This is a genomic window from Rhizobium leguminosarum bv. trifolii WSM2297, assembly GCF_000271845.1.
Map to the genome: position 1 here is coordinate 1,310,401 of NZ_JH719395.1, position 24,653 is coordinate 1,335,053.

General features: G+C 62.8%; 25 protein-coding genes and 1 pseudogene. 18 read left to right on the forward strand and 8 right to left on the reverse strand.

The genetic code is table 11. The features are described 5' to 3' along the window. Positions 1 to 300: 300 nt before the first annotated feature. The 13 genes from RLEG4DRAFT_RS21700 (at position 301) to RLEG4DRAFT_RS21760 (ending at position 12,166) form a co-directional block, all read left to right on the forward strand. On the forward strand, positions 301 to 1,626 hold the full coding sequence (locus RLEG4DRAFT_RS21700; RefSeq protein WP_003579929.1) for an ABC transporter substrate-binding protein: 1,326 nt from the start codon (positions 301 to 303) through the stop codon (positions 1,624 to 1,626). Between the two features lie 134 nt (positions 1,627 to 1,760). Further along, the gene (locus RLEG4DRAFT_RS21705; protein WP_003579930.1) at positions 1,761 to 2,726 is read left to right on the forward strand and encodes a carbohydrate ABC transporter permease; all 966 of its coding nucleotides are present in this window, start codon (positions 1,761 to 1,763) and stop codon (positions 2,724 to 2,726) included. After that, positions 2,723 to 3,676, forward strand: a complete 954-nt coding sequence (locus RLEG4DRAFT_RS21710) for a carbohydrate ABC transporter permease (RefSeq protein WP_003579931.1) — start codon at positions 2,723 to 2,725, stop codon at positions 3,674 to 3,676. Before RLEG4DRAFT_RS21705 ends, RLEG4DRAFT_RS21710 begins: the two co-directional genes overlap by 4 nt. Further along, a complete protein-coding gene (locus tag RLEG4DRAFT_RS21715; RefSeq protein WP_003579932.1) occupies positions 3,673 to 3,885 on the forward strand; it encodes a hypothetical protein in 213 nt (70 codons plus the stop codon). The genes RLEG4DRAFT_RS21710 and RLEG4DRAFT_RS21715 overlap by 4 nt, the downstream gene beginning before the upstream one ends. Positions 3,886 to 3,888: 3 nt before the next feature. Continuing rightward, positions 3,889 to 4,986 carry an ABC transporter ATP-binding protein gene (locus RLEG4DRAFT_RS21720; protein WP_003579933.1) on the forward strand — a complete coding sequence of 366 codons (1,098 nt, stop codon included), beginning with the start codon at positions 3,889 to 3,891 and terminating at the stop codon, positions 4,984 to 4,986. Further along, entirely contained in the window at positions 4,979 to 5,986 is a 1,008-nt protein-coding gene (locus RLEG4DRAFT_RS21725; protein WP_003579935.1) for an ABC transporter ATP-binding protein, read from the forward strand. The genes RLEG4DRAFT_RS21720 and RLEG4DRAFT_RS21725 overlap by 8 nt, the downstream gene beginning before the upstream one ends. 52 nt (positions 5,987 to 6,038) lie before the next feature. Further along, positions 6,039 to 7,712, forward strand: coding sequence for a dihydroxyacetone kinase subunit DhaK (locus RLEG4DRAFT_RS21730; protein ID WP_003579937.1), 1,674 nt, complete (start codon positions 6,039 to 6,041; stop codon positions 7,710 to 7,712). 38 nt (positions 7,713 to 7,750) lie between these two features. Then, positions 7,751 to 8,371, forward strand: coding sequence for a dihydroxyacetone kinase subunit DhaL (gene dhaL / locus RLEG4DRAFT_RS21735; RefSeq protein ID WP_037093962.1), 621 nt, complete (start codon positions 7,751 to 7,753; stop codon positions 8,369 to 8,371). Next, on the forward strand, positions 8,368 to 8,766 hold the full coding sequence (gene dhaM / locus RLEG4DRAFT_RS21740) for a dihydroxyacetone kinase phosphoryl donor subunit DhaM (protein ID WP_003579940.1): 399 nt from the start codon (positions 8,368 to 8,370) through the stop codon (positions 8,764 to 8,766). Before dhaL ends, dhaM begins: the two co-directional genes overlap by 4 nt. After that, positions 8,766 to 9,122 (forward strand): HPr family phosphocarrier protein, encoded by a 357-nt coding sequence (locus tag RLEG4DRAFT_RS21745; RefSeq protein ID WP_037093964.1) that lies wholly within the window; start codon positions 8,766 to 8,768, stop codon positions 9,120 to 9,122. The genes dhaM and RLEG4DRAFT_RS21745 overlap by 1 nt, the downstream gene beginning before the upstream one ends. Then, positions 9,106 to 10,707 (forward strand): putative PEP-binding protein, encoded by a 1,602-nt coding sequence (locus RLEG4DRAFT_RS21750; RefSeq protein WP_003579943.1) that lies wholly within the window; start codon positions 9,106 to 9,108, stop codon positions 10,705 to 10,707. The genes RLEG4DRAFT_RS21745 and RLEG4DRAFT_RS21750 overlap by 17 nt, the downstream gene beginning before the upstream one ends. 1 nt (position 10,708) lies before the next feature. Beyond that, positions 10,709 to 11,119, forward strand: coding sequence for a hypothetical protein (locus RLEG4DRAFT_RS21755; RefSeq protein WP_003579945.1), 411 nt, complete (start codon positions 10,709 to 10,711; stop codon positions 11,117 to 11,119). A gap of 54 nt (positions 11,120 to 11,173) precedes the next feature. Then, positions 11,174 to 12,166, forward strand: coding sequence for a dihydroxyacetone kinase subunit DhaK (locus tag RLEG4DRAFT_RS21760; protein ID WP_003579947.1), 993 nt, complete (start codon positions 11,174 to 11,176; stop codon positions 12,164 to 12,166). Between the two features lie 16 nt (positions 12,167 to 12,182). On the opposite strand, the gene RLEG4DRAFT_RS21765 is transcribed toward RLEG4DRAFT_RS21760, so the two are convergent. Beyond that, the gene (locus tag RLEG4DRAFT_RS21765; protein ID WP_003579948.1) at positions 12,183 to 12,911 is read right to left on the reverse strand and encodes an esterase family protein; all 729 of its coding nucleotides are present in this window, start codon (positions 12,909 to 12,911) and stop codon (positions 12,183 to 12,185) included. Beyond that, on the reverse strand, positions 12,908 to 13,867 hold the full coding sequence (locus RLEG4DRAFT_RS21770) for an acetylxylan esterase (RefSeq protein ID WP_003579949.1): 960 nt from the start codon (positions 13,865 to 13,867) through the stop codon (positions 12,908 to 12,910). Before RLEG4DRAFT_RS21770 ends, RLEG4DRAFT_RS21765 begins: the two co-directional genes overlap by 4 nt. Positions 13,868 to 14,023: 156 nt before the next feature. Here RLEG4DRAFT_RS21770 and RLEG4DRAFT_RS21775 point away from each other — a divergent pair, with 156 nt between their 5' ends. Continuing rightward, positions 14,024 to 15,370 carry an epoxide hydrolase family protein gene (locus RLEG4DRAFT_RS21775; protein ID WP_003579950.1) on the forward strand — a complete coding sequence of 449 codons (1,347 nt, stop codon included), beginning with the start codon at positions 14,024 to 14,026 and terminating at the stop codon, positions 15,368 to 15,370. Positions 15,371 to 15,435: 65 nt separating this feature from the next. Here RLEG4DRAFT_RS21775 and RLEG4DRAFT_RS21780 read toward each other — a convergent pair whose 3' ends face one another. Next, a complete protein-coding gene (locus RLEG4DRAFT_RS21780; protein WP_003579951.1) occupies positions 15,436 to 16,212 on the reverse strand; it encodes an alpha/beta fold hydrolase in 777 nt (258 codons plus the stop codon). A gap of 430 nt (positions 16,213 to 16,642) precedes the next feature. On the opposite strand from RLEG4DRAFT_RS21780, the pseudogene RLEG4DRAFT_RS47125 reads away from it, so the two are divergent. Then, a pseudogene (locus RLEG4DRAFT_RS47125) lies at positions 16,643 to 16,735 on the forward strand (siderophore-interacting protein); the annotation flags it as partial. Between the two features lie 9 nt (positions 16,736 to 16,744). Here RLEG4DRAFT_RS47125 and RLEG4DRAFT_RS21785 read toward each other — a convergent pair. After that, positions 16,745 to 18,040: an epoxide hydrolase family protein gene (locus RLEG4DRAFT_RS21785; RefSeq protein ID WP_003579952.1), complete on the reverse strand. Its 1,296-nt coding sequence runs from the start codon at positions 18,038 to 18,040 to the stop codon at positions 16,745 to 16,747. A 269-nt stretch (positions 18,041 to 18,309) separates the two neighbouring features. Between RLEG4DRAFT_RS21785 and RLEG4DRAFT_RS21790 the strand changes: the two genes are divergently transcribed. Continuing rightward, positions 18,310 to 18,708 (forward strand): NUDIX hydrolase, encoded by a 399-nt coding sequence (locus tag RLEG4DRAFT_RS21790; RefSeq protein WP_037094701.1) that lies wholly within the window; start codon positions 18,310 to 18,312, stop codon positions 18,706 to 18,708. 20 nt (positions 18,709 to 18,728) lie between these two features. Then, on the forward strand, positions 18,729 to 19,526 hold the full coding sequence (locus RLEG4DRAFT_RS21795; RefSeq protein WP_003579954.1) for a class I SAM-dependent methyltransferase: 798 nt from the start codon (positions 18,729 to 18,731) through the stop codon (positions 19,524 to 19,526). Positions 19,527 to 19,535: 9 nt separating this feature from the next. Here RLEG4DRAFT_RS21795 and RLEG4DRAFT_RS21800 read toward each other — a convergent pair whose 3' ends face one another. From RLEG4DRAFT_RS21800 to RLEG4DRAFT_RS21815, 4 genes are all read right to left on the reverse strand, one after another. Further along, a complete protein-coding gene (locus RLEG4DRAFT_RS21800; protein WP_003579955.1) occupies positions 19,536 to 20,156 on the reverse strand; it encodes a hypothetical protein in 621 nt (206 codons plus the stop codon). 92 nt (positions 20,157 to 20,248) lie between these two features. Next, positions 20,249 to 20,596 (reverse strand): hypothetical protein, encoded by a 348-nt coding sequence (locus RLEG4DRAFT_RS21805; protein WP_003579963.1) that lies wholly within the window; start codon positions 20,594 to 20,596, stop codon positions 20,249 to 20,251. Between the two features lie 116 nt (positions 20,597 to 20,712). Further along, positions 20,713 to 22,041 (reverse strand): extensin-like domain-containing protein, encoded by a 1,329-nt coding sequence (locus RLEG4DRAFT_RS21810; protein ID WP_003579964.1) that lies wholly within the window; start codon positions 22,039 to 22,041, stop codon positions 20,713 to 20,715. 151 nt (positions 22,042 to 22,192) lie between these two features. Next, positions 22,193 to 24,013: a methyl-accepting chemotaxis protein gene (locus RLEG4DRAFT_RS21815; protein WP_003579965.1), complete on the reverse strand. Its 1,821-nt coding sequence runs from the start codon at positions 24,011 to 24,013 to the stop codon at positions 22,193 to 22,195. Positions 24,014 to 24,262: 249 nt separating this feature from the next. On the opposite strand from RLEG4DRAFT_RS21815, the gene RLEG4DRAFT_RS21820 reads away from it, so the two are divergent. Continuing rightward, positions 24,263 to 24,649 carry an acyl-CoA thioesterase gene (locus RLEG4DRAFT_RS21820; protein WP_003579966.1) on the forward strand — a complete coding sequence of 129 codons (387 nt, stop codon included), beginning with the start codon at positions 24,263 to 24,265 and terminating at the stop codon, positions 24,647 to 24,649. The last annotated feature ends 4 nt before the right edge of the window (positions 24,650 to 24,653 follow it).

Genomic DNA, 24,653 nt, shown 5'->3' on the forward strand with positions numbered 1-24,653 from the left:
CAGGAGCGGCGTCGAGGTCCATAGCCTGTGGACCGTTTCGCAGCGAGGTCAGTTTTCGCCCTATCGGTACGGCTTCGCGGGAATTTCCGGGTTTTCGCGCCAAAAACCCGCCATTCGCCCTCGCCGCCTTCACGACGCGGTTGTGCACCGCAACAACGATTACGGCTTGCGTTGTTTATAAAATCATCTATCACTAAACATATTGCTAAACATGATGATTGAGGAGTTCATGTGAGCATTCTCTGACGTGGGTGAACGTGCGACGCCGGCGGGGAGCCGGCATGGTTCTGGGAGGAACTTATGCAGAAAACATCGAAAGCCCTTTTGGGGCTGGCCTCGGCATTCCTAATGTCGTCGGCATTGCCCAATCTCGCCAAAGCCGATGAACTGACGCTGTGCTGGGCCGCCTGGGATCCTGCCAATGCGCTCGTCGAGCTGTCGAAGGATTTCACCGCCAAGACCGGCACGCAGATGAAGTTCGAGTTCGTGCCGTGGACGAGCTATGCCGATCGCTTCCTCAACGAGCTGAATTCTCATGGCAAGCTCTGCGACCTGATCATCGGTGACAGCCAGTGGATCGGCGGCTCGGCCGAGAACGGCCATTACGTCAAGCTCAACGACTTCTTCGACAAGGAAGGCATCAAGATGGATGACTTCGTGCCGGCGACGGTCGTCGGTTACTCGGAATGGCCGAAGAACACGCCGAACTACTGGGCGCTGCCTGCCATGGGCGATGTTGTCGGCTGGACCTACCGCAATGACTGGTTCGAGAAGCCGGAACTGCAGAAGGAATTCAAGGAGAAATACGGCCACGATCTCGCAGCTCCGAAGACTTACGATGAACTGAAGCAGATCGCCGAATTCTTCCAGAAGCGCGAGATCGACGGCAAGACCGTCTACGGCGCCTCGATCTATACCGAGCGCGGCTCTGAGGGGATCACCATGGGCGTCACCAACGTCCTCTACGACTGGGGCTTCCAGTACGAGAACCCGAAGAAGCCGTACGACATGGAAGGCTTCGTCAACTCGGCCGACGCGGTCAAGGGCCTCGAATTCTACAAGTCGCTTTATGATTGCTGCACACCGCCCGGCAGTTCCAACGTCTACATGGTCGAATCCGCCGACGCCTTCAAATCCGGCCAGGTCGCCATGCAGATGAATTTCGCCTTCACCTGGCCTGGCCTCTACAAGGACGAGAAGGTCGGCGGCGACAGGATCGGCTTCTTCCCCAACCCGGCTGAAAAGGCGCATTTCGCGCAGCTAGGCGGCCAGGGCATCTCGGTCGTCTCCTATTCCGACAAGCGCGATGCCGCCCTGCAATACATCAAGTGGTTCGCACAGCCAGACGTGCAGGCCAAGTGGTGGGAACTCGGCGGTTTCTCCTGCCTGAACTCCGTCGTCAACGCGCCGGACTTTGCCAAGAGCCAGCCCTATGCCCAGGCCTTCCTGGACTCGATGGCGATCGTCAAGGACTTCTGGGCTGAGCCAAGCTATGCCTCGCTGCTGCAGGCCATGCAGAAGCGCGTCCACAACTATGTGGTCGCCGGCAACGGCACCGCGAAGGAAGCGCTCGACGGTCTGGTGAAGGACTGGAGCGACGTCTTCAAGGACGACGGCAAGATCTAGTGTCCGAGCGGACAGGCGGCATCCCTCTGCGCGCCATCCTGGCAAGGATGGCGGCCCGGATCGGCAGCCGAGCCGGGCCGCCGGATCCCCCATATCCAGAAAGACCTGATACCCCAAAAAGACCAGGTGAAAACTTGACCATATCCTCTTCCATTGTCGACAAGGCGGCCGATGCCACCGCAAGGGCAACGCCGATCTCGCTCGCCCGGCATGTGCGTGGCCTCTCCGACAGAGCGATCGCCTGGCTGTTCATCGCACCCGCCATCATCCTGCTTCTGGCGATCAACATCTTCCCGCTCCTCTGGGCGATCTACCTGTCCTTCACCAATTACCGCGCCAACCGACCAAATGCGCCTGTTCAGGGCGTCGGCCTTGGTAATTACCAGCGTGTGCTCAACGATCCCGATATCTGGCAGGCGATGCAGACCACCGCGCATTTCGTCTTCTGGACGATCGTGCTGCAGACGCTGATCGGCTTTGCCCTCGCCTATCTGATCGACCGCAAATTCCGCGGCCATGCCTTCTGGACGACGATCATCCTGATCCCGATGATGCTGTCGCCGGCCGTTGTCGGCAATTTCTGGCGCTTTCTCTATGAGCCGCAGATCGGCCTCTTCGCCTATGCCGTATCGCTGATATCGGGCATTCCGACCTCTGATATACAGATGCTCGGCAATGTCCGGCTGGCGCCCTGGGCGATCATCATCGTCGATACGTGGATGTGGACGCCCTATGTGATGCTGATCTGCCTTGCCGGCCTGCGCTCGATCCCCGACTACATCTACGAGGCGGCCGAGGTCGACCGCGCCTCGCCGTGGCGGCAGTTCTGGTCCATCACCGTGCCGATGGCCCTGCCCTTCATCATGCTTGCCGTGCTCTTTCGGGGCATCGAGAATTTCAAGATGTTCGACATGGTGACGCTGCTCACCGGCGGCGGGCCTGGCTCCGTCACCGAGGTCGCCTCGATCACGCTGAAGCGCGCCGCCTTCGAAAGCTGGGCGACCGGCCGGGCCTCCGCCTTCGCCATCGTCCTCTTCGTCGCGGTGTTCGGCCTCGCCAACATCTACGTCAAGGCTCTGAACAAGGTGAAGCAAAGATGAGCGCCGCCAACTCCGCCCATTCGGTCGTCGAACCGAGCCTTTCCAGCAAGCGTATCGCCGGCGCGATCGTCATCCTCTACGCGCTGATCACGCTGATCCCGCTCGTCTGGATCTTTCTCACCAGCATCAAGTCGCCGCCGGATTCGATCAGCTATCCCCCCAAGATCATCTTCACGCCGTCACTCGAAGGTTATTGCAATCTGTTCACCACGCGCACCCGGCAGACGCCGGACTATATCGCCTCGCTACCGGCGCCGACCGGCACCTGCGATGAGGTGACGCGCAAGCGCAACATGGTGATCGCCGGCCCGTCGAACTTCGTGCCGCGCTTCGTCAATTCGCTGGTGATCGCCTTCGGCTCTACCTTCCTTGCGGTCTTTCTAGGGACGCTTGCCGCCTACGGCTTTTCCCGCTTCAAGGTGCCGCTCGCCGATGACCTGCTGTTTTTCATCCTGTCGACGCGCATGATGCCGCCGATCGCCGTCGCCATCCCCATCTACCTGATGTACCGCGAGCTCGGGCTCTCCGACACAGCCGTTGGCATGATCCTGCTCTACACCGCCGTCAACGTCTCGCTCGCCGTCTGGCTGCTCAAGGGTTTCATCGACGAGATCCCGCGCGAATACGAGGAAGCCGCGATGATCGACGGCTATACCCGCCTGCAGGCCTTCCGCAAGGTCGTGCTGCCGCAGGCGACCACCGGAATTGCCGCAACCGCGATCTTCTGCCTAATCTTCGCCTGGAACGAATATGCCTTCGCCGCCCTTCTGACCTCAGGCCAGGCGCAGACCGCGCCACCCTTCATTCCGACGATCATCGGCGAAGGCGGGCAGGACTGGCCGGCGGTCGCAGCCGGCACGACGATCTTCCTGATCCCGATTCTCGTCTTCACCATTCTCTTGCGCAAGCAGCTCCTGCGCGGCATCACCTTCGGAGCCGTCCGCAAATGACCCATCTGATCGAGACACCAGTCCCTGCCCGTCCGAAACGGCCGTTCTTCCTGCGCCGCGGCCCGATGGAGACCATCGCCACCGTGCTGATCGGCGTCGGCTTCCTGATGTTGTTTCAACCTTTCCTACTGGTGCTCTACACCTATTCGCTCGTGACCCTGCTTGCAGGCACCGTCATGTTCATCATCGTCTCAAAATTCCCGGAGTGAACCATGGCGGAGATCAAGATCGAAAATCTCCGGAAGGAGTTCGGCAGCTTCGTCGCCGTCGAGAATTCGAGCTTCACCGTCCATGACGGCGAGTTCCTGGCGCTACTCGGCCCTTCCGGCTGCGGCAAGACGACCACGCTTCGCATGATCGCCGGCCTTGAGTTGCCGACCAGCGGCGAGATCTATCTCGACGGTGAGGACGTCACCTTCAACCGCGCCAGCGCCCGCGACATCGCCTTCGTCTTCCAGCTCTTCGCGCTCTATCCGCACATGAACGTGCGCAAGAATATCGGCTTTCCGCTACTGTCACAGGGCATGCCAAAGGCCGAGATCCGTCAGCGGGTCGAAGAGACCGCCCGCCTGCTGCAGATTGACCATATTCTCAACCGCTCGGTATCGGGCCTTGCCGGCGGCGACCGGCAGCGGGTTGCGCTCGGCCGCGCCATCGTCCGGCGGCCGAAATGTTTCCTGATGGACGAGCCGCTCGGCACGCTCGACGCCGAGTTTCGCGAGATCATGGTCCACGAGCTGCGCGAGCTGCACAACCGCATCCACGCTACCACCGTCTACGTTACCCACGACCAGCACGAGGCGATGGCAATGGCCGACAAGATCGCCGTCATGAACCACGGCGTCATCGAACAATTCGGCACGCCGCAGGAAATATATGCCAAGCCGGCGACCATGTATGTCGCCGATTTCATCGGCTCGCCACCGATGAACTTCATGCGCTTCACTTCGGGGCTCAAAAGCGGTGACCGCTCGATCCGGCTCGACGGCATCGATGTCGCCGTCCCCGAGATCCATCAGGACATCGCCGAAAGCGAACTGGCGCTTGGCGTGCGGCCAGAGCATATCCGCTTCAGCGACGCCTCGGCGCTTCGCGGCGCCGTCTACGGCAGCGAATATCTCGGCACCAACCAGGTCGTGGCTGTGGAAACGCCGGGCGGCTTGATCAAGGCCCGCGTTCCCGCCAATCGCAGCTTCCAGATCGGCGAGACCGTCGGCCTCGAATTCAACCCGGCCAAACTCGCGCTCTTCGACTGCACCTCGGGCCGCGCCGTGCAGTCCTCGCTCTATCAGGAGACCCGACATGGCTGATGTTGTCCTTAGGAACCTCGCCAAGCGTTTCGGCGACACCCAGGCTCTCGCCGACCTCGATCTTTCGATCCGCGACGGCGAGTTCGTCGTGCTGCTCGGTCCCACAGGCGCCGGCAAGACCACGACGCTCAGGCTGATCGCCGGCCTCGAGAGACCCGATAGCGGCCGCATCGAGATCGGCGGTCGCAATGTCGCGGCCGAAGCGCCGGCCGGGCGCGACGTCGCCTTCGTCTTCCAGCAATATTCGCTTTATCCGCACATGACGGTCTACGAAAACCTCGCCTTTCCGCTGAAGGCGCCGGTCCGCAAGCTCAGCGCCCAGGAGATCGACCGGCGCGTCCGCGAGGTCGCACGCATGGTCCGGATCGACCACAAGCTGGAGAACCGCTCGACCAGGCTTTCCGGCGGCGAGATGCAGCGTGTCGCCATCGGCCGGGCGCTGGTGCGGCGGCCGGCGATCTACCTGATGGACGAGCCGCTGTCCTCCCTCGATGCCAAGCTGCGCGCCGAACTGCGCCTGGAACTCAAGCGCATCCAGAAAGAAATGGGCTCGACGCTGCTCTATGTCACCCACGATCAGGTGGAAGCCATGACCATGGCCGACCGCATCGGCATCGTCGCCGAGGGGCGGCTGATGCAGGTCGGAACGCCGCGCGAAATCTACGGCAATCCCGCCAACCTGCACGTCGCAGCCCGTCTCGGCCAGCCGCACATCAACCTTCTGCCGGCCGACCTGCTTCCCGGCGGCCAGCCACCCGCCGGCACCAAAACCGTCGGCGCGCGCACCGAACATCTCGACATCATGATTGGCGAGGACGCCAATGCCGAAATCGACTGGATCGAGCATCTCGGCGACCAGAACCATCTGCACATCCGGGCGGGTAATCACAAGCTCGTCACACTTGCCGATCCATATCTGGCAATCGCGCCGGGCGATCGGATCAGCCTGACGCTACGCGATCCGCTTTATTTCGACGCGGCTGGACAGCGCCTTTCCTGACCGGCAAACAGAATGATGATGGCATGAAAAACGAACAGACGAGTCTCAATCGATGAAACATTTCTTCAACCGCAGGGAAAATATCGTCACCGAAGCCCTGGACGGTCTGCTGCTGACAAGCAGCAATGGTCGTCTTGCCCGCCTCGACAGCTTTCCCGAGATCAAGGTGATCCTGCGCGCGGACTGGGACAGGTCGAAAGTAGCGATCATCTCGGGCGGCGGCGCCGGCCATGAACCCTCGCACGCCGGCTTTGTCGGCAAAGGCATGCTGACTGCGGCCGTTTCGGGCGAAATCTTCGCCTCGCCGAGTGTCGATGCGGTGCTGACGGCGATCCGCGCGGTGGCCGGTCCGAAAGGCGCCCTGCTCATCGTCAAGAATTATACCGGCGACCGCCTGAATTTCGGCCTCGCCGCCGAGAAGGGCCGCGCAGAAGGGTTCGATGTCGAGATGGTCATCGTCGCCGACGATATCGCCCTGCCCGAGATCAACCAGCCGCGCGGCGTCGCCGGCACGCTTTTCGTCCATAAGATTGCCGGCTATCACGCCGAAAGGGGCGAGGACCTGGAGACGGTCGCAGCCCATGCCAGAAGTGCTGCCGGCGATATCGTCTCGCTCGGCATGTCGCTTTCCACCTGCAGCGTGCCCGGCCAGGCGCATGAGGACCGCCTCGGCGCCGATGAGGGCGAACTTGGCCTCGGCATCCATGGCGAACCCGGCGCCGAGCGCATTACCCTGCGGCCGGTCGCCGATTTCGTTGCCGCCATTGCGGTCCGCCTCTCCGCAACGCTGAAAGGTGCGGAAGACCATGCGCTGCTCATCAACAATCTCGGCGCCGTGCCACCGCTCGAAATGGCCGTGATCGCCAATGCCGTGCTGTCCTCATCACTGGCCGATCGCGTCCGGCTGATCATCGGGCCGGCGCCGATGATGACGGCGCTCAACATGAACGGCTTCTCGCTGTCCTTGATCCGGCTGGATGCCGGTCGTGAGGCAGCCCTGACGGCTGTTGTCGAACCACATGCCTGGATGCCGGTCGTTGCACGTCACGAGATCGAGATCATCGCCGCGCCGAGAGCGGCGACGGGATTGAACGCGGCCGCGGCGGGGACCAACGGCCAAGCCCTGGTCGGGGAAGACAACCGCATCCGGCGCCTGATCACGGCGCTCTGCGAGCATCTGATCTCCCTGGAAAACGAGCTCAACCGCCTGGACGGCCGCGTCGGCGACGGCGATACCGGCTCGACGGTGGCAACGGGCGCCCGCAGCGTGCTGGCCCGTCTCGACACGCTGCCGCTCGATCGGCCGGCGGCAACACTTGCCGCGCTCGGCGATATTCTCGGCACCAGCATGGGCGGTTCGAGCGGCGTGCTTCTGTCGATCTTCTTCACCGCTGCGGCCAAGGCGATGACCGATAAGGACGATATCCCTGCCGCCCTTCTTGCCGGGCTCGACAGGATGACGTTCTATGGCGGAGCCGGGGTCGGCGACAGGACGATGGTCGATGCGCTGGCGCCTGCGCTGCAGGCACTCGCCTCTGGCGATATCTCGGCGGCGGCAAGGGCAGCGGCATCGGGTGCCGAGTCGACGAAGGCGATGGTGAAGGCGAGAGCTGGACGCGCCTCCTATGTCGGCGAAAGAGATCTGGCCGGTGTCGCCGATCCCGGCGCAGTCGCCGTGGCCGGCGCGTTCGGCGTGGCGGCAAGGTTCGCAACCGGCATGGCATGAATTGCATGGGCCGCGCGGGAGGCGCGGCGACAGGGAGGATGGCAGTGCAGGCGGAACCGGTTCTTTTAGCGGGACTGATCGAGGTGTGTCGCGCGACAATCGCAGCAAACAGCGATCACCTCTGCGCGCTCGATCGCGCCATCGGCGATGGTGATCATGGAACTAACATGCGGCGCGGCTGCGAGGCCGTCAGCGCCGAAGGCGAGACCCTGTCCAGCCTGCCCTTCCCCGACGCCGTCGAGAAGATCGGCCTGACGCTGGTGATGAATGTCGGCGGTGCCGCCGGGCCACTCTACGGCACGTTGCTGATCGAGATCGGCCGAGAGCTTCGCAAACGCGAGCAGAAGGCAGATTTTCCCGTGGTGCTGAAACAGGCGATCGATGCCGTGGCAAGGCGCGGGCGATCGCATGCCGGCGACAAGACCCTGCTCGACGTTCTCTACCCCGTCCACGCGGCGCTGGTGAAGCGGTCGCCGCTCGGTGACATCGCCCGCAAGGCCGAGCGTTCCGCCGGCCGTACCGCTGCTATGAAGGCAATGCGCGGCCGCGCTTCTTATCTCGGCGACCGCTCGATTGGCCATGTCGATCCGGGCGCATCGAGCTGCGCGCTGCTGACCACCGCGATCTGCCGTTATCTCGGGGAGCACCGCCCCCAATGAATGCAAAAACCGCAAACGTGGGTATCGTCATCGTCTCCCATTCGCCGCTGGTGGCAAGAGGGATCGCCGACATGGTGCGGCAGATGGTCGGGGACTGCGTGCCGCTCGCCTGGTCGGGCGGCAATGTCCATGGGGAACTCGGCACCGATGCCGGCGGCATATTGCGGGCGATCGAGGCCGCCTGGTCCGATGCCGGCGTTGCCGTTTTCGTCGATCTCGGCGGCGCTGAAACCAACAGCGAAATGGCAATCGAAATGCTTGGCCTCCCCCGCGCAGCCCTCGTCGCCATTTGCAACGCGCCTCTCGTCGAAGGCGCCGTCATCGCTGCCGCCGAGGCCTCGGGGGGCGCCTCGCTCGCCAAGGTCGTCGCCACAGCCGAGGAGCTGTCGCCCTGATGACCGGCCGATTGCGCATAGAGAAACAGGAGCCCGGTCCATTGCCCGAGCCATTTAAGGTGAACTGCCAGACGGAAGTGGAAGTCAAGCACGGCGTCGGGCTGCACGCTCGCCCCTCCGTCACCTTCACGCGGCTTGCCAAATCCTTCCCCTGTTCGATCGAGATCGCCGTCAATGGCAGCGATGTCTGGCTGAACGGCAAGAGCATCATCAAGATCATGGGCGCACGAATCCGCAAGGGATCGATCCTTAGGATCCGCGCCGACGGCATCCTCGCCGAAGAGGCGATCCGGGCTTTGAAGGAACTCATCGAACGCAATTTCGATGAGGAAAAGAAACATGGCCGAACCGTTTAGGTTAAATGCGAAGAGCGCATCCCCCGGCGTTGCATCCGGCCCCGCCTTCCTCGCGGAAGAGCCAAAGGCTGTTTCCGCCGCAGCGCCGGACATTCCCGCTGCGCCGCAAACGCCCGGCGGATACGGCGTGCTGGCGGATGCGATCGACGTCGCCATCGGCGAACTCGAGCGTCTGGCCGAGGGAGCCGATGCCGAAAGCCGCGATATCATCGATTTCCAGATCGAGGTTCTGGGCGATCCGACGATCGCCGAAGCGACGGGCGCGCGCATCGACGCCGGCGAAAATGTCGTCTTCGCCTGGGTCGCCACCCTCGACGCCTATATCGGCGCGCTCGAAGCGGCCGACGAGGAGCAGATGCGGGCGCGCGCCGTCGATATTCTCGACATCAAGAACCGCGTGCTCGGCGCGCTGACCGGCACTCCGGTCGCCGATTTCCCGGCCGGTTCGATCTTTATCGGCAGGGACATGGAGCCGAGCCGTTTCCTTGCCCATGACTGGTCGAAGGGCGGCGGCATTGCGCTGTTTTCAGGCAGCACCGCCGGCCATGTCGCCCTGCTCGCCCGGTCGAAAATGGTGCCTATGGTGGTTGGCACAGGGCGTTTTTCGGCCGCGGACGGAGATCCCGTCGGGGTGGATGGCGATGCCGGCGCAGTCGTCCTGCAGGCAGGCGGTACGCCGATGCCGTCCCCACCGCCGGTTGAGAGGCCGGCGGGTGACGCGGATACTGGCGAAGGACTGCGCACCGCAGACGGGGTGCCGATCCTGCTCTCCATCAATATCAACGATGCCGCCGAGATCGACGCGCTCGATCCTGCAACCGCAGGCGTCGGTCTGATGCGCTCGGAATTTTCCGTCCTGTCGCTCGCCGATGCCGCCAACGAGGAACGACAGTTGGCGATCTATCGCCGAGTGCTGGAGCGGGCGGGCGAAAGGCCGGTCACGATCCGCATGCTCGATATTGGCGGCGACAAGCCGCTCGCCGGTCTTGACGATCTGCCAGCTCTTTCCGCCTCGGGCCTGCGCGGCATCCGGCTGCTGCTTGCCCGACCGGAAATCGCCCGCGTTCAGGTCCGCGCCCTGCTGCGCGCTAGCGCCTTCGGCAGGCTTTTGGTGATGCTGCCGATGGTGACCTTTCCGGACGAGATCGACGCGATGCGGCAGATATTCCGAGATGAGGCGGCGCAACTCACCCGCCGCGCCCTGCTGCATCGGATGCCGCCGATCGGCATGATGGTGGAGGTGCCGGCTGCCGCCCTGATGCTTGACACCTTCGAAGCGGCCGAATTCTTCTCGTTTGGAACCAACGATCTCACCCAATATCTCGCCGCCTGCACACGCGACGGCATCGAGGCCGATTCAGACAAGGCGGCACCGGCCGTGCTTCGGCTGCTTGCCCAGGCGGTGAAGCTTGCCGTCCGCAAGCCCGTGAGCATCTGCGGCGACATGGCCGGCGATCCCAGCTATCTGCCGGCATTGCTCGCCGCCGGCCTCCGGCATTTTTCCGTGGCGCCGGCCCGACGTCCCGCGATAAGATCGGCGATCATCGGCCTCAATGCCGATGGCACAAGGGCAGCCGGAGAGTAGAATGGCGCGCGAAGACACCGAAGACGCCATTATCGCCTACAAGTCCATTCTGGCGCAGATCATCGACAACAGGCCATCGGGCACACGTCAGCGCCTGGCGACGGCGCTTGGCAAACACCGCAGCTTCGTCACCCAGATCACCAGCCCGACCTATGCGACGCCGCTGCCGGCGCGCCATCTCGCGACGATCGTCGGTGTCTGCCATTTCAGCGCCGCCGAGCAGGAGCGTTTTCTCGAAGCCTATCATGCCGCCCATCCCGGCAAGCTGCCGGACCTTGGCCATTCCGAGAAATTGCGGCACCTGTCGCTGATGGTGCCCGATTTCGGCGACGACAGAAAAAACCGGCTGCTGGAGGAGGCAATCTCCGATCTGGTGCAGAAAATCGTCGCGATTTCAGGCGGATCGGAATGAGCGGTGACCTGAAGATTGACGTAACGTAATGACCTCGGGCTTGGGAGGGGCTTGATGAAGAAGTTCATGAACTCTGCGGAAACCATGGTGGCCGAAAGCGTCGAAGGCTTCGTGCGCGCCCATGAGGCTTTCGTGGTGTTCGGGCCAGAGCGCAAATGCATCCGCCGCCGCCATCTCACCCCTGACAAGGTGGCGCTCATCTCTGGCGGCGGCGCCGGCCACGAGCCGATGCATGTCGGCTTCGTCGGCCACGGCATGCTGGATGCCGCCTGCGTCGGCCATATCTTCACCTCGCCGACGCCGAGCCAGATCATTGCTGCAATCGAAGAGACCGATACCGGCGCCGGCTGCCTGCTCGTCGTCAAGAACTATGACGGCGACCTGATGAATTTTGAAATGGCGATCGAGATGGCCGGAGACCACCACCGCATCGAGATGGTCGTCGTCAGCGACGACATCGAGACGTCGAGGATCGGCGACGGCCGCGGCCGACGCGGTGTCGCCGGCACGCTGATCGTCGAAAAGATCCTTGGCGCCGCAGCCGAACGCGGCATGCCGCTTGCGGAATTGAAAGAGCTCGGCGAAGGATTGAACACGCGCATCCGCTCGATGGGGGTGGCGTTGAACGGCGTGACGGTGCCGCAGACCGAGCGCTCGACGTTTTCGCTCGGACCCGACGAGATGGAAATGGGCGTCGGCATCCATGGAGAGCCTGGCCAGGACAGGCAGGCCTTTGCCGCCTCCGACGCCATCATCGGGCACCTCTGCGACACCATATCAGGCGACATCGCGGCAGTGCCGGGCGCAAGGGCGCTACTCCTGGTCAACGGTCTCGGAGGCACGCCGCCGGCCGAACTCTACCTCGCCTATAATGCCGCCCGCCGCTTCATCGAGGAGAGCGGCATCCCGATCGAGCGTTCTCTTGTTGGAACCTACGTCACCTCGCTCGACATGCAGGGACTGTCCGTTACCCTGGCCTTACTGACTGACGAGGAGATCGCCCTCTGGGACGCGCCGGTGGCGACAGCGGCATTGCGTTGGCCCTGACCCCTGCCCAAGGGCGTCAGATATAAAGCGCCGCCATCTTCCGCCAGGCGCCGGCGCGGTGGGCGCGGCCATCCCAGACATGCAGTTGATGGCCGACATTCTTTTCGGCGAGCAGCCGGCTGAGATAGCGGTTGTTATCGAGGAAAGGGTCAGCATCGCCGATGGTGAGAACGATGTCGAGCGAACGTAGCCTGTCGAGCTGCCAGTCGCTGCCGAGACCGGGCAGGAAATGTGTTGGCGTGTGGAAATAGACGCTGTCGTCATAATAGCCATCGAACAGGTCACCGAAGGATTCCACCTTCATCGTCAGGTCGTATCGCCCTGAGAAGGCGACGAGCTTGCGGAAAAGATGCGGATGGCGAAAGGCGAGGCTTGCCGCCTGGAAGGCGCCGAGGCTGCATCCGTGCACGATGGTACAGTCATGCGGGTTCTTCGCCGCCATCAGCGGCAGCACCTCGTTGAGGATATAATCCTCGAGCGCGGCATGCCGGCGAATGCGCTCGGCCGGATGGCGGTGGAAACCATAGAGGCTCTCGGCCGCCAGCCCCTCGATGCAATAGAGCTGGAGATGGCCGGCCTGCAGCTTGTCGGCAAGCGTCGCGACCAGCCCGAGCTGTTCATACTCGAAAAAGCGCCCGTCCCGCGTCGGAAATACCAGCACCTTGGCGCCGGCATGGCCGAACACCAGTATCTCCATGTCCCGATGCAGCCGCTGACTGTACCAGCGCAGATATTCGCGATTCATGGCACCCTGAAAAACTGTCCGATCTTGTCGCGGAGAACCGCCTCTTGTTCAGCGCTTCCAGGGTAGTCGAAATGCCCGGCATCCAGGATGAAGATTTCATTAAAGTTTGGTATCGAATTGGCGACAGCGAACTGGCAGGGCGGCGCGACGGCCGGATCGAAAAGCGCCACCGCCGTCAGCATCGGCACCTTGATCCGGCAAGCGGCCGTTGCCGCATCATAGAGCCGCAGCGTCTTGAGCACGTCTCGATGTTCTACCTGATACTCCTGCACCGATTGCGCGCTGCCGACGCTCGGCAGCGTCAGCCGCAGCGGCTGGTGCCCGAAGCTCGGAAGCGCCAGATGGCCGCGATCGATGCGCTGGTCATAGGCGATCGCCATCGCTCCGATGCCGCCGCCGAAGCTGATGCCGCTATAGCCGATATGCCCCGCGAGCCAGGGATAGAGTGTTTCAAGCGTCGAGACGGCCAGCCAGGTATCATCGACGCAGCCGCCGATAATATAGTCCTCCGGCTTGTCGATATCGTGCAGCACATGCCAGGAGGGATTCTGCGAAATCGCCGGATCGGCGCTGAGCGACAGCCCGCGGCAACAGGGAAATAGTAACGCCGTTTGCTTAACCGGCAGCTCGAAATCAGGCCCGTCCCGCCCGCCGTAACCGTGGCCGACGACCAGACCGCGCCGCACCTCGCCTTCACGCGGCAGCAACAGCCAGCCGCCGATCCGGAACTGGCCGGTCGAGAAATAAACGAGATCGAGCACGTGCCAGTCCGGATGGGTGAGCTCGCTGCGGGAAAGCGCCGGCCGCGGATCGACCGCCAGCGCCTTGAGATAACGCGCCTCCCAGAACGCGTCGAAACCATCAGGCTCTTCCGGCGGCTTAACCGCGCGAAGTTCTTCGAGCCGCATGCCGTAGGTCGGATCGAAGGCGAAGGGATGTGTCTTGGGAATGCTCATCCGAAATTTGTCGCGTGAAAGGGCCGGCCGCGCAAGACTCTGCCGATGAAAGCGCCGCACAGTCTATTCACTGACGGGTCGTCCCTACGCCCGTGCTATCTTGCCCGCGGCCGTTGCAGCCTTGTCCAAGGCGCCGGCCTCACAGGAGACAATGCCATGACCATGATCGTCAAAATGCGTAACAGCGCAGGCTCGGCATCCGTAAACCTCGACAGACGCAAGTTCTTGACTGCCACCGCGTTAGGGATCGCCGCCACCGGCGCGGCCGGTCTCTTGGCCTCCCCTTCGGCATCGGCTGCGACCAGCGATGAGATCCGTGCGTTCCGCGTCGACATTCCCGAGGCAGATCTCGTCGAGCTCCGCCGGCGGGTGCTGGCGACACGCTGGCCCGAACGCGAGACGGTCGACGACCAGTCGCAGGGCATAAAGCTCGAAAAGATCCAGCAGCTCGTCGCCTATTGGGGCAAGGGCTACGACTGGCGCAAAGCCGAAGCGAAGCTGAACGCCCTGCCGCAATTCATCACCGAGATCGATGGCCTCGACATCCACTTCATTCATATTCGGTCGAAAGAGCCCAACGCACTGCCCGTCATCATCACCCATGGCTGGCCGGGGTCGGTGTTCGAAAACCTGAAGATCATCGGCCCGCTGACGGACCCGATCGCCCATGGCGGAAAGGCCGAGGATGCCTTCGACGTGGTCATTCCGTCGATGCCGGGCTTCGGCTTCTCCGGCAAGCCGACCGGCACCGGCTGGGGCACGGACCGCATCGCACGGGCCTGGGCCGAATTGATGAAGCGCCTCGGCTATACCAGCTACGTCGCCCAGGGCGGCGACTGGGGCTCGCCGGTCTCCAGCGCGATGGCGCGGCTTGCGCCACAAGGCCTGCTCGGCATCCACATCAACCTGCCGGCAGCCGTGCCGCCCGAGATCGCCGCGGTGCTCGCGGTGAACGGGCCGGCGCCGGAGGGGCTTTCCGAGAAGGAACGCGCGACGTTCGACATGCTCGCCGCCGGCGCCAAGATGGGCAGCAGGTCCTATGCCACGATGATGGGCACGCGGCCGCAGACGATCGGCTACGCCATATCGGATTCGCCTGCCGGCCTTGCCGCATGGATGCTCGGCCATCCCGGTTTCACGAACTGGACCTATGATGACAGTGATCCGGAAAAATCTCCCGACGAGGTGCTGGATGACGTGACACTCTACTGGCTGACCGACAGCGCCGCCTCTTCGGCTCGGATCTACTGGGAATATGGCGGCGGCCGCAGTCCCGTCTTGGCGGCAGGCGAGATGACCGATCAGATCGGGCTGCCGGTCGCCATCACGGTCTTTCCGGGCGAGATCTACCGGGCCCCGGAGAGCTGGGCCCGTCGCGCTTACCGCAACTTGAGCTACTTCCACGAGGTCGACAAGGGAGGCCACTTCGCCGCCTGGGAGCAACCGGAACTCTTCTCCACCGAACTCCGAGCCGCCTTCCGGCCACTGCGGAAACCGGCATGAGATGAAGATGCGGACTTCGGCGCGAGGCGGTCGGCCCGATTGGCATGACCGCCTCCGCGCCGGCATCAGTCCGTATTCTGCCCGGCCGCTTCAAGGATCAGCCGGGTGATCTCGTCGGGATGGGAGATCAGCGAGAGATGGCTGGCCTTCACCTCGATCGTCTTCGCGTCCATGCGCTTAGCCATGAAGCGTTCGAGATCGGGATCGATCGTCCGATCCTCCGTCGAAACGGCATACCAGCTTGGCTTCGAACGCCACGCGGCCTGCGTCGTCTTGCCGGTCAACAGCGCCTTCTGAAACGGCTGCTGCACGGCATAGAGCACTTTCGCTTTCGCCTCCGGCAGGTCGCCGGCGAAATCGCGCAGGAAGGCCTTTTCGCTCAGCCGGCCCTCGTCGCCGTCGAAGACGATGCCGGCCGATGCCGGCGGCGTCGGGAAGGTCTTGGCGAGAGCGGTATAATCCTCACCGGCGTCCGGCGCCCGCGCCGCGACATAGACGAGCGCCGAAACGCTGGGATGCACGCCCGCCTCGGTGACGAGCATGCCGGAAAACGAATGTCCGACCAGCACCGTCGGGCCGTCCTGCCGATCGAGCACGCGCGTAACCGCGGCGGTTGCCTCGGGCAGCGTCGTCAGCGGGTTCTGCACCGCCGTGGCATTCAGCCCCGCCGCCTGCAGGCGGACAATCACCTCCGTCCAGCATGAGCCGTCGGCAAACAGCCCGTGGGCCAGCACTACATTGCGCGCTTTGACGGGAGCGGCTGTCGTAGCCATGCCGCGGGTGGAGAGAAGAGTGGCGCCAGCAACGAGGGCCGCCGAGAAAGCTCGTCTGTTCATCATCATGATCTGATTTCCTTACGAGTGGAGAGCGTTGAAGGATCGAAAGCATGTTGGCTGGCGACCGGAGTTCCGGCGTCGCTGAAAATCGGTTGGTCTATGATGCTGTGTCGAGGCGCTCATCCCGTCCGGCGCGAGGCGCTGGCCTCGGTCGCTTTACGTGAACTCCCCATGCATATTCCATTCAGCATTTGAAGCGGCATGCCTATGCGAGAACCTGCTTGCCGAGATATATGTATTCCCAATATGCAGAAAGTCACCCCGCTCAGTCGCTTCATCGAAGCGGGCAAACTGACGTGAGCTTGCATTCTTACAGCACGGGGCAGCGGCAATTGGGGCTTGGGGGTGGTCGGCCCCAAAGCAACGGCCGCCCCCAAACAGGCGGAGGAAATATGCTACCGCCCGTCCGCTCACCCGTTCCTCGCATAACCCGTCCCTGCTGGAGGAACGAGGCTACCCGCTGAGCTGGATCAAGGCATTCGGCTACTGGGTAGAGGGTAAGGCCGACGCGACGGAGAAATTCGCCTAACCCGTCGCGCTACTGGCGCACCGACCGGAACGCCGTCCTGAGCTCGGCAGTGAAGGCCGCCGGCTGTTCCCAAGCGGCGAAGTGGCCGCCCTTGTCGAGCTTGTTGTAGTGGATCAGCTTCGGATAGGCCTGCTCCGCCCAGCTTTTCGGAGCCGCATAGATCTCGTCGGGAAAGGCGCTGACGGCAACCGGGATCTTGATGCCCCTGGGGTCGAAGAAGCCTCCCGTCGGAAAATGCGCATTGTCCCAGTAAAGCCGCGCCGAGGAGATTGCCGTGTTCGTCAACCAGTAGAGCGTGACATTGTCGAGGATATCATCCTTGGTCAGCCCTTCCGGCTTATCGTCGAAAACGCGGGCGATCATCTGGTAGCTTCGAATGTCGTGATCGAGCATCCATGCCGCCAGACCGACCGGCGAGTCGACGATCCCATAAAGCGTCTGCGGGCGATTGTTCATCTCGATAGCGTAGCCGAGGCCGTTCTTGTAGAAGTCGGCCAGCTGATCCCAGGCACGTTTTTCATCCGGCGACAGGCTTGCCGGTGGCGGGCCGCCTGATGCGAGCGCCTTGGCGATATCGGCCGGAACCGTAGCCGCCATATTGGTGTGGATCGCCAGCAATCCCGGCGGCTCCTGCAAGGCCATCAGCTCGGTCACGGCATTGCCCCAGTCGCCGCCCTGCGCCACGAATTTCGTGTAGCCGAGGCGCTGCATCAGCGTCACCCAAGCCCGCGCGATGCGAACCGGATTCCATCCCGGCGCCGTCGGCTTGCCGGAAAAGCCATAGCCCGGCAGCGACGGGATCACCACATCGAATGCATCGGCTTCGCTGCCGCCATGCGCGGTCGGATCGGTGAGCGGCTCGATGATCTTCAGCTGCTCGATGATCGAGCCGGGCCACCCATGGGTAATGATGACAGGCAAGGCGTTTTGATGCTTGGAGCGGACATGAATGAAGTGGATATCCAGCCCGTCGATCTCGGTGATGAACTGCGGCAGCGCACTGAGCCGCACCTGCATCTTCTGCCAGTCGTAATCCGTCGCCCAATGCTTTGCGAGTTTCTGGATGGTCGAGAGCCGCACGCCCTGCGTATCGTCCGCAACGGTTTCCTGGTCAGGCCAACGGGTCGCTGCGACGCGCCGGCGAAGATCGACCAGCTGCTCCTCGGGGAAGCTGACGCTGAAGGGGTTGAACCCATCACCCTTCGCCGCAGCACTGCGCGTTCCGAGCATGCCGATTGCCCCGGCCGCAGCGGTAGCTGCAAGCAGTTCGCGCCGGGTGGGCGATGATAGGGAAATTGGGGGCATGACGCTCTCCTCTCCGTTCGGCCTGCCTGGAAACGGAAGAGGATCGACTGACCAACCCCGTTTGCAGCAGCAGGTCATTCGCGTCTGGCCGGGACTATGCGCCTGGGCAATGCGAGGGTCAACTTACCCTGTCAGGCTATGCCTCGGCCGGCTTGACGGGCTTTCGCCTCGGCGAACCCGCAAGTGAGAACAGAGGGAATCGCCGTATGATCATTGCAAAGAGCCGCAGCAGTGGGCAGCATCGGCGCGAAACCGACGGAGAAGACGGCATGCCAGAGATCGCGCTGGGCGCCTTGAGAGAGAACGGAAGCATTCTTCTTGCAAGACGAAGCGCCGGGCGCAAGATGCATCCCGATCGCTGGAGCCTGCCGGGCGGCCACGTTGAAGATGGCGAAGACGCCGAGACGGCGATGCGCCGGGAATTGATCGAAGAGATAGGTGTGACGCCGACCCGCTGGCAATTTGCGGGAAAATTCGTATCGGAAGGCCTAGCCGGGGCGTCAGCCGTGTTCCATGTCTATAGCGTCGATCAGTGGCAAGGCCGTCCGCGACTGATAGATGATGAACACACCGAGCTTCGATGGTTTACCGCCGCCGCGATACAATTCGAAGCTGAACTGGCGCCGGCTCAGCTCGGTGAAATGCTGGCAAAGCTCGCCATCCGGTGAAGCTCTTTCAAAGGGGTGAAATGTCGTCCATCACAACGGACAACGCCGGCCAGTATGGCGATAGCCGTAAGCTCGCCGTGCGGGCGCGGTTGCACAGCGAATACACCATCGCCGAGACGGGCTGGTTTCCATGGGTTGCGGCGCAGTTGCCGTTGAAACCAGGCGATCGCGTCCTCGACATCGGCTGCGGTCCCGGCTGGTTCTGGACGGCAGTGGCAAATCTTTTGCCGGAGCAACTCGACCTCACGCTCGCCGACCTTTCGCCCGGCATGGTCGACGAGGCGGTGGCGCGCTGCAGCGCGCTGTCCTTAAGCTCCGTTCGGGGCAAACAAGCCGACGCGGCTGCACTCCCCTTCGAAGACGGCGACTTCGATCTCGTGATAGCCATGCATATGCTCTACCACCTGCCCGACCCGGCTGCCGGCATTGCTGAGATGTGGAGGGTGCTGAAACCGGGCGGCTTCCTCGCGGTCACCACCAACGGCATCGGCAATATGCGCGAGATCTATCGCCTGACGGCCGTATTCGGCAGCGCGCCGACCGATCCTGCCGCCGAGGCCTTTGGATATGAGGCTGCCGAACGATTGATGCGTTCGCAATTTGGAAACGTCGCCATGTCGGAATATCCGGCAAGCCTCAGGATTACCAAGCCAGAGGATGTTTTCCTGGCCCTCACCTCCTACCCACCCGGCGAAGGCGCCGGCGGGCCTGAGATCGCGAGCTTCCGCCAAGCCATTGCCGAAGCGTTCAGGCAAAGCAACGGCGTGCTTGAGGTCCGCAGGGAGTCCGCGCTGTTCCTGAGCAGAAAGACCGCTTGATCGGAATCCTTACGACCGCGGCCGGCCATCGTCGAACAGCGTGGCGAGCCACTGGTAGTATCGCGGCTGATTCTCCCGCAGTTGGCTGCGCGAATAAGGCGGCCGGTCGATATTGCCGAACAGATAGACGCTCGCCGTGACAGCGAAGAATTCCCGGTCATTGCTGATCATGTAGGAATCGCCCGGCCAGAGCCGCCGGCCGATATCGAAGTATTGCCTGATATCGGAATTGTTGAATCCGCCCGGCAGCATCTTGTCGTTATAAGCATGCAGAAGTTCATGCAGGATGATCGGCTTGTCGGGTTCGAGGCTTTTGACGCGCAGGTCGATGCCGGTCTTGCCGCTGTAATAGCCGGGTCCGAATTTTGCCGCGGCGGGATTGGCCCAGATCCTGATCGTCCGCATGAAGGTCAGCACATCAGGTTTCAGATCGACATGCTCGACGATGTCGAGCTGCCGCTTGACGGCCGCGACCATATCCCGATCGGGCTCGGCACCCTTCGCATTGGTGAGATCGACTTGCCATCCGTGATAACTGAAAACCAGCGGATCGGCCGCCGCTATACCTGCTGTCGCGATGCTCATGGCAATGGCGGCGCAAAGCGCCAGGATTTTCGACATCGATTTCATGGCGCGCTCCCCAGCATGTCACGCGCAAACTGTCGCACAGGCAAGCCGAGGGCACAATCGCGCCATCGCGACCTTGAAGTCACGGGCAGCAGTCAGACCTTTTCCTTCTTCTTGATCTTTTCCTTCGGCTCGACCGGCGCATCCGGTGTCGGCGCCAGGAGCTTGCGCAGCGATGCGATCTTGTCTTTCACTAGCGGCCGGAAACGTGTCGCGCGATACGGCATGTCGGCAGCGCCATAACCTTCCGGCCCGTCATCATTGCCGCGATCGATTTCGGCGAGCTTTACCCCGATGAACGTGCCGTCGATATAGTGAGTGTATTCGCCCACCCAGCGGATCGTATATATCTCGCCCTTGCGGATCAGCTGGTCGATGCTGACGTGCTTGAAGGTATCGTTGATGCAGACGACCTTCTGGCCGACATGGAAATCATAGCTCATGGATCATACTCGCAAAACGGCAATCGGCCTCGCCGATCTATAACGCGTGAGGCGGCGGGGATGAACCGTTTTCTGACAGCACGGCTCGATTGCGGCGGCGAAAGCCACCTTCACCTTTAATCGCAATAGACCTTGCCGCTCTTGCGGGAGCGCAGGTCGAAATGGAAGTGGTTCCAATGTTCCGGGTTGCTGCCGGGGCCGAGCACGGTGTTGAAATAGCGGCAGCTGTCGGTGCGCACCGCCTTCAACAGCCGGCCTTCGCGCAGCGAGAACAGGCCCTTTTTGCGCACGTCGATCTCATGGCCGTTCTTCAGCACGAACTTGCCGACGTCGATGGCGTTGCCGTGGGCGTGTTCCGACATCGGATTATATCTCTGCCGGCTGTTGTTCATGCGGCGGCAGGAATAGCCGCCGAGCGGCTGGATCGTCTTAATGCCGCTCCAGTAGCGGTAGCGGGCAGACGGCGCCAGTTCGTTCTTCACCCATTTTGCGAAGGCGAGCGTCACCTGGCAGTTCAGCGTGACGGCAGGGCGGACGCCGATATTGCCAGAAAGCCCCTTCAGCGATACCGGATAGGGAACCTGGCAGGCCGGCCCGTTCGAGATCGGCGGCTTGTCGTCGAAGAGCACACCCATGCGCTTCAGCTCGCGCCGGCAGGCAAGCTCTGAGGCCGGCATGACGCTGGGATCGACGGGTGCTGCCGGCTCGCTCATCATCGGATTGTTCGGCCGCAGCATCGCGACCTCTTCGCTCTCGTCCTCTTCCGGAACGCGGGAGGGCGCCACCACGGGGCTCCCGTCGTTCCAGGCGGGCGCCCGGCTCATCTGCGCCTGTGCTGCCGGCTGCGGCATCGCCTGCGGTAGGGGCTGGCGCATCGGCCGGTTCATCTGCGTCGGATTGTCGGTGCCGATGCCGTCGACGACCGGTTCGGTCGCGTTGCCCTCGGCGATCTGCTGCTGTTGCTCCTGTGCCAGCCCGACAACCGGCTCGGCCCCGAGTTCGTCATCCATGTTGACGCCACCGGACGGGATCGCAAGATTTTGTGTACCACCCCAGTTGCCGTTCGGCTGGCCTGCAGCCAGCGCCTCGTCGCTGTCGATCATCGGCAGCCTGCGGCCTTGGGTTGCCGGGGCACGCAACGGCTGCGGCGCCTGAGCCGTGTGACCGGCGCCGGCAAGATTCGGCGTATCGAGGTAATCGACGGACCCCTGGCTATTGCCGACGGGTGCGCTGGAAACGGGATAGGAGGCCTGGCTTTCCACCGGCGCCATACGCACCGCAGGCGCCATACGCGCTGCCCCCCGTGCCGGCGAGATCGAACTGACCCTGGTGCCGCTATCGACATTGGCCGGTGGTACCAGCCCATCGCTGATCGAACAGGTCGTCAGCGCAGCCGAGAGCAGCAGGGGCAAAAGGGATCGCCGAGGAAAGGAAACAAACGCCATACTCTTATCGCTTCCGCAGGCCGACTGGGCAGTGACAGAAAAAACTCACTCTAATTTTAATTAAAAACGGTGAACGAAAACTTACCGGCACAATCTGGACGCGACGGAGATGAAAAAGGCCGCTTTCGCGGCCTTCGATCTGTCGTTTAACTCACGCTGCCCGTGTGTACCGGGCGCCAGGCGATTGCCCTGCCCCCCGCAGCCGGAAATTCGAAAGCAGCGTCTTCAACTGGGTGCTTTCGTCGGCAAGTGTGCGGCTCGCCGCCGTCGTCTCCTCGACCATCGCTGCATTCTGCTGCGTCATCTGGTCCATATGATTGACGGAACCATTGATCTCGTTCAGCCCGGTCGATTGTTCGCGTGCCGCCGTCGCGATCGACGCGACGTGGTCGTTGACCTGATTGACCAGCGCCTCGATCTCCAGCAGCGCCTCCCCGGTCGAGCGCACCAGCGCCACCCCGCCCTCGACCTCCGTCGCCGACCGGCTGATCAGCTCCTTGATCTCCTTGGCCGCATTGGCGGAACGCTGGGCGAGTTCGCGCACTTCCTGGGCGACGACGGCAAAACCGCGGCCCGCCTCGCCTGCCCGCGCCGCCTCGACGCCGGCATTCAGCGCCAGAAGGTTCGTCTGGAAGGCGATCTCGTCGATCACCGAAATGATCTGGTTGATGCGGCTCGACGATTCCTCGATCCGGCCCATCGCCGTCACCGCATTGCGGACGATATCGCCGGAGCGCCCGGCGCTCGCCTTGGTCTCGGCCACCATCTCCCGCGCCTCGTTCGCCCGCTCGGATGCGGTCTTCACAGTCGCGGTGATCTCGTCGAGCGCTGCCGCCGTCTCTTCAAGCGCGGCCGCCTGCTGTTCCGTCCGCTTCGACAAATTGCCGGTCGCTTCGCTGATGTCGGAAGCGCTCTCGTTGACGACGCGGCTCGATTCGGCGATCGCATGGATCACCCCGTTCAACGCATCGACGGCGGCGTTGAAGTCGCCTCTCAGCTTGGCATAGTCCTCGCCGATATCGCCGATCGCGACCGTCAGGTCACCGCCCGCGAGCTTCTCCAGGCCGACGCCGAGCGCCTGCATCGCGAGGGTCTGCCGCTCAGAGGCCGAACGCAGGCTCGCCTCGTTGCCGCGGCGCTCGTCCTCGATCTGCCGCTGTCTCTCGTCTTCCCGTCCGCGTAGCGCGCTGCGCTCGTCGACAGAATCGCGCAGCACCAGCAGCGCCTTGGCCATCTGGCCGATCTCGTCGCGACGATCGCTGCCCGCGATCTCCACCGATGCCTCTTCGGCGGCGATCGCGTTCATTGCCGTTTTCAGCCGGGCGATCGGCGCCGTCACACTGCGCACGATGGCATAGGCGATGGCAATCGTGGCGGCCGCGCCGAGCAGGCAGAGCACCGCCGCCCAGATCGCGTTTTGGCGATAGAGCGCGGCAAGGTCGTCGGCATAAACGCCGGTGCCGACGATCCAGCCCCAGGGCTCGAAACCGGCGACATAGGAATATTTCAGCACCGGCTCGTCGGCGCCCGGCTTCGGCCAGTAATAATCGACGAAGCCCTTGCCGTCCTTCTTCACCTTGTTGACGAATTCGACGAACAGGAACTTGCCGTTCGGGTCCTTCATCTGCGAAATGTCGGTGCCGTTGAGCTGCGGCTTGATCGGGTGCATCACCATGGTGGGATGCATGTCGTTGATCCAGAAATAACCGTCGGCGCCGTAGCGCATCGCGCCGATCACGTCCTTGGCGGCGGCCTGGGCCTGTTCGCGGGTCATCGTGCCCGCCTGCTCCATCTTGTAATATTTGTCGAAGATGCCGAGCGCCGTCGCCTCCATCTTCTCCAGCCCCGCCTTCCGCTCCGCTTGCAGCTCGGAATAGGAGTAGTTCAGGAAAAAGACCATCGTCGCCGCCAGCACGGCAAGCGTAAATCCGACGAGGCAGTAAAGACGGGTAGAAATCTTGACGTTGCGCATGAGGTTCCCGGCGATTCTTATATGTGAAATCGATCACACTCTGAACGACCGGAATTACTGGAGCGTAAAGTTTATTTAGAAATTGATTAAATAACGTAAGGTGAGGCGATGGTTGTAAGATTCAACCATTTGAAATCGAACCAAATTAAATCGAGCCGGCGCAGCCGTCTTTTACAGCCTCCAGCCTTTGCACTAGGGTATTCATCAGTGAATCGCCGGCCCATGGCCCGTACAGATGGAGAACTCTTGATGACCGATGCCGCCAAGCCGAGAGGCGAACTGACGCTGCGCACACTCGCAATGCCGGGTGATGCCAACCCGGCCGGCGATATTTTCGGCGGGTGGGTCATGGCGCAGATGGACCTTGCATCGGGCATTCGTGCCGCCGAGCGCGCCAAGGGCCGCGTCGTCACTGCCGCCGTCAAGGAGATGGCCTTCGAGCTGCCGGTCAAGATCGGCGATACGCTGTCGGTCTATACCGATGTCGACCGGGTCGGCCGCACGTCGATCACCCTCATCGTCGAAGCCTGGGCGCATCGTTCCCGCTACGCCAAGATGGAAAAAGTCATCGCCGGCACCTTCATCATGGTGGCCCTCGACGAAGAGGGCAAACCGAAGGTCGTGCCCGCGGAGTAACAGG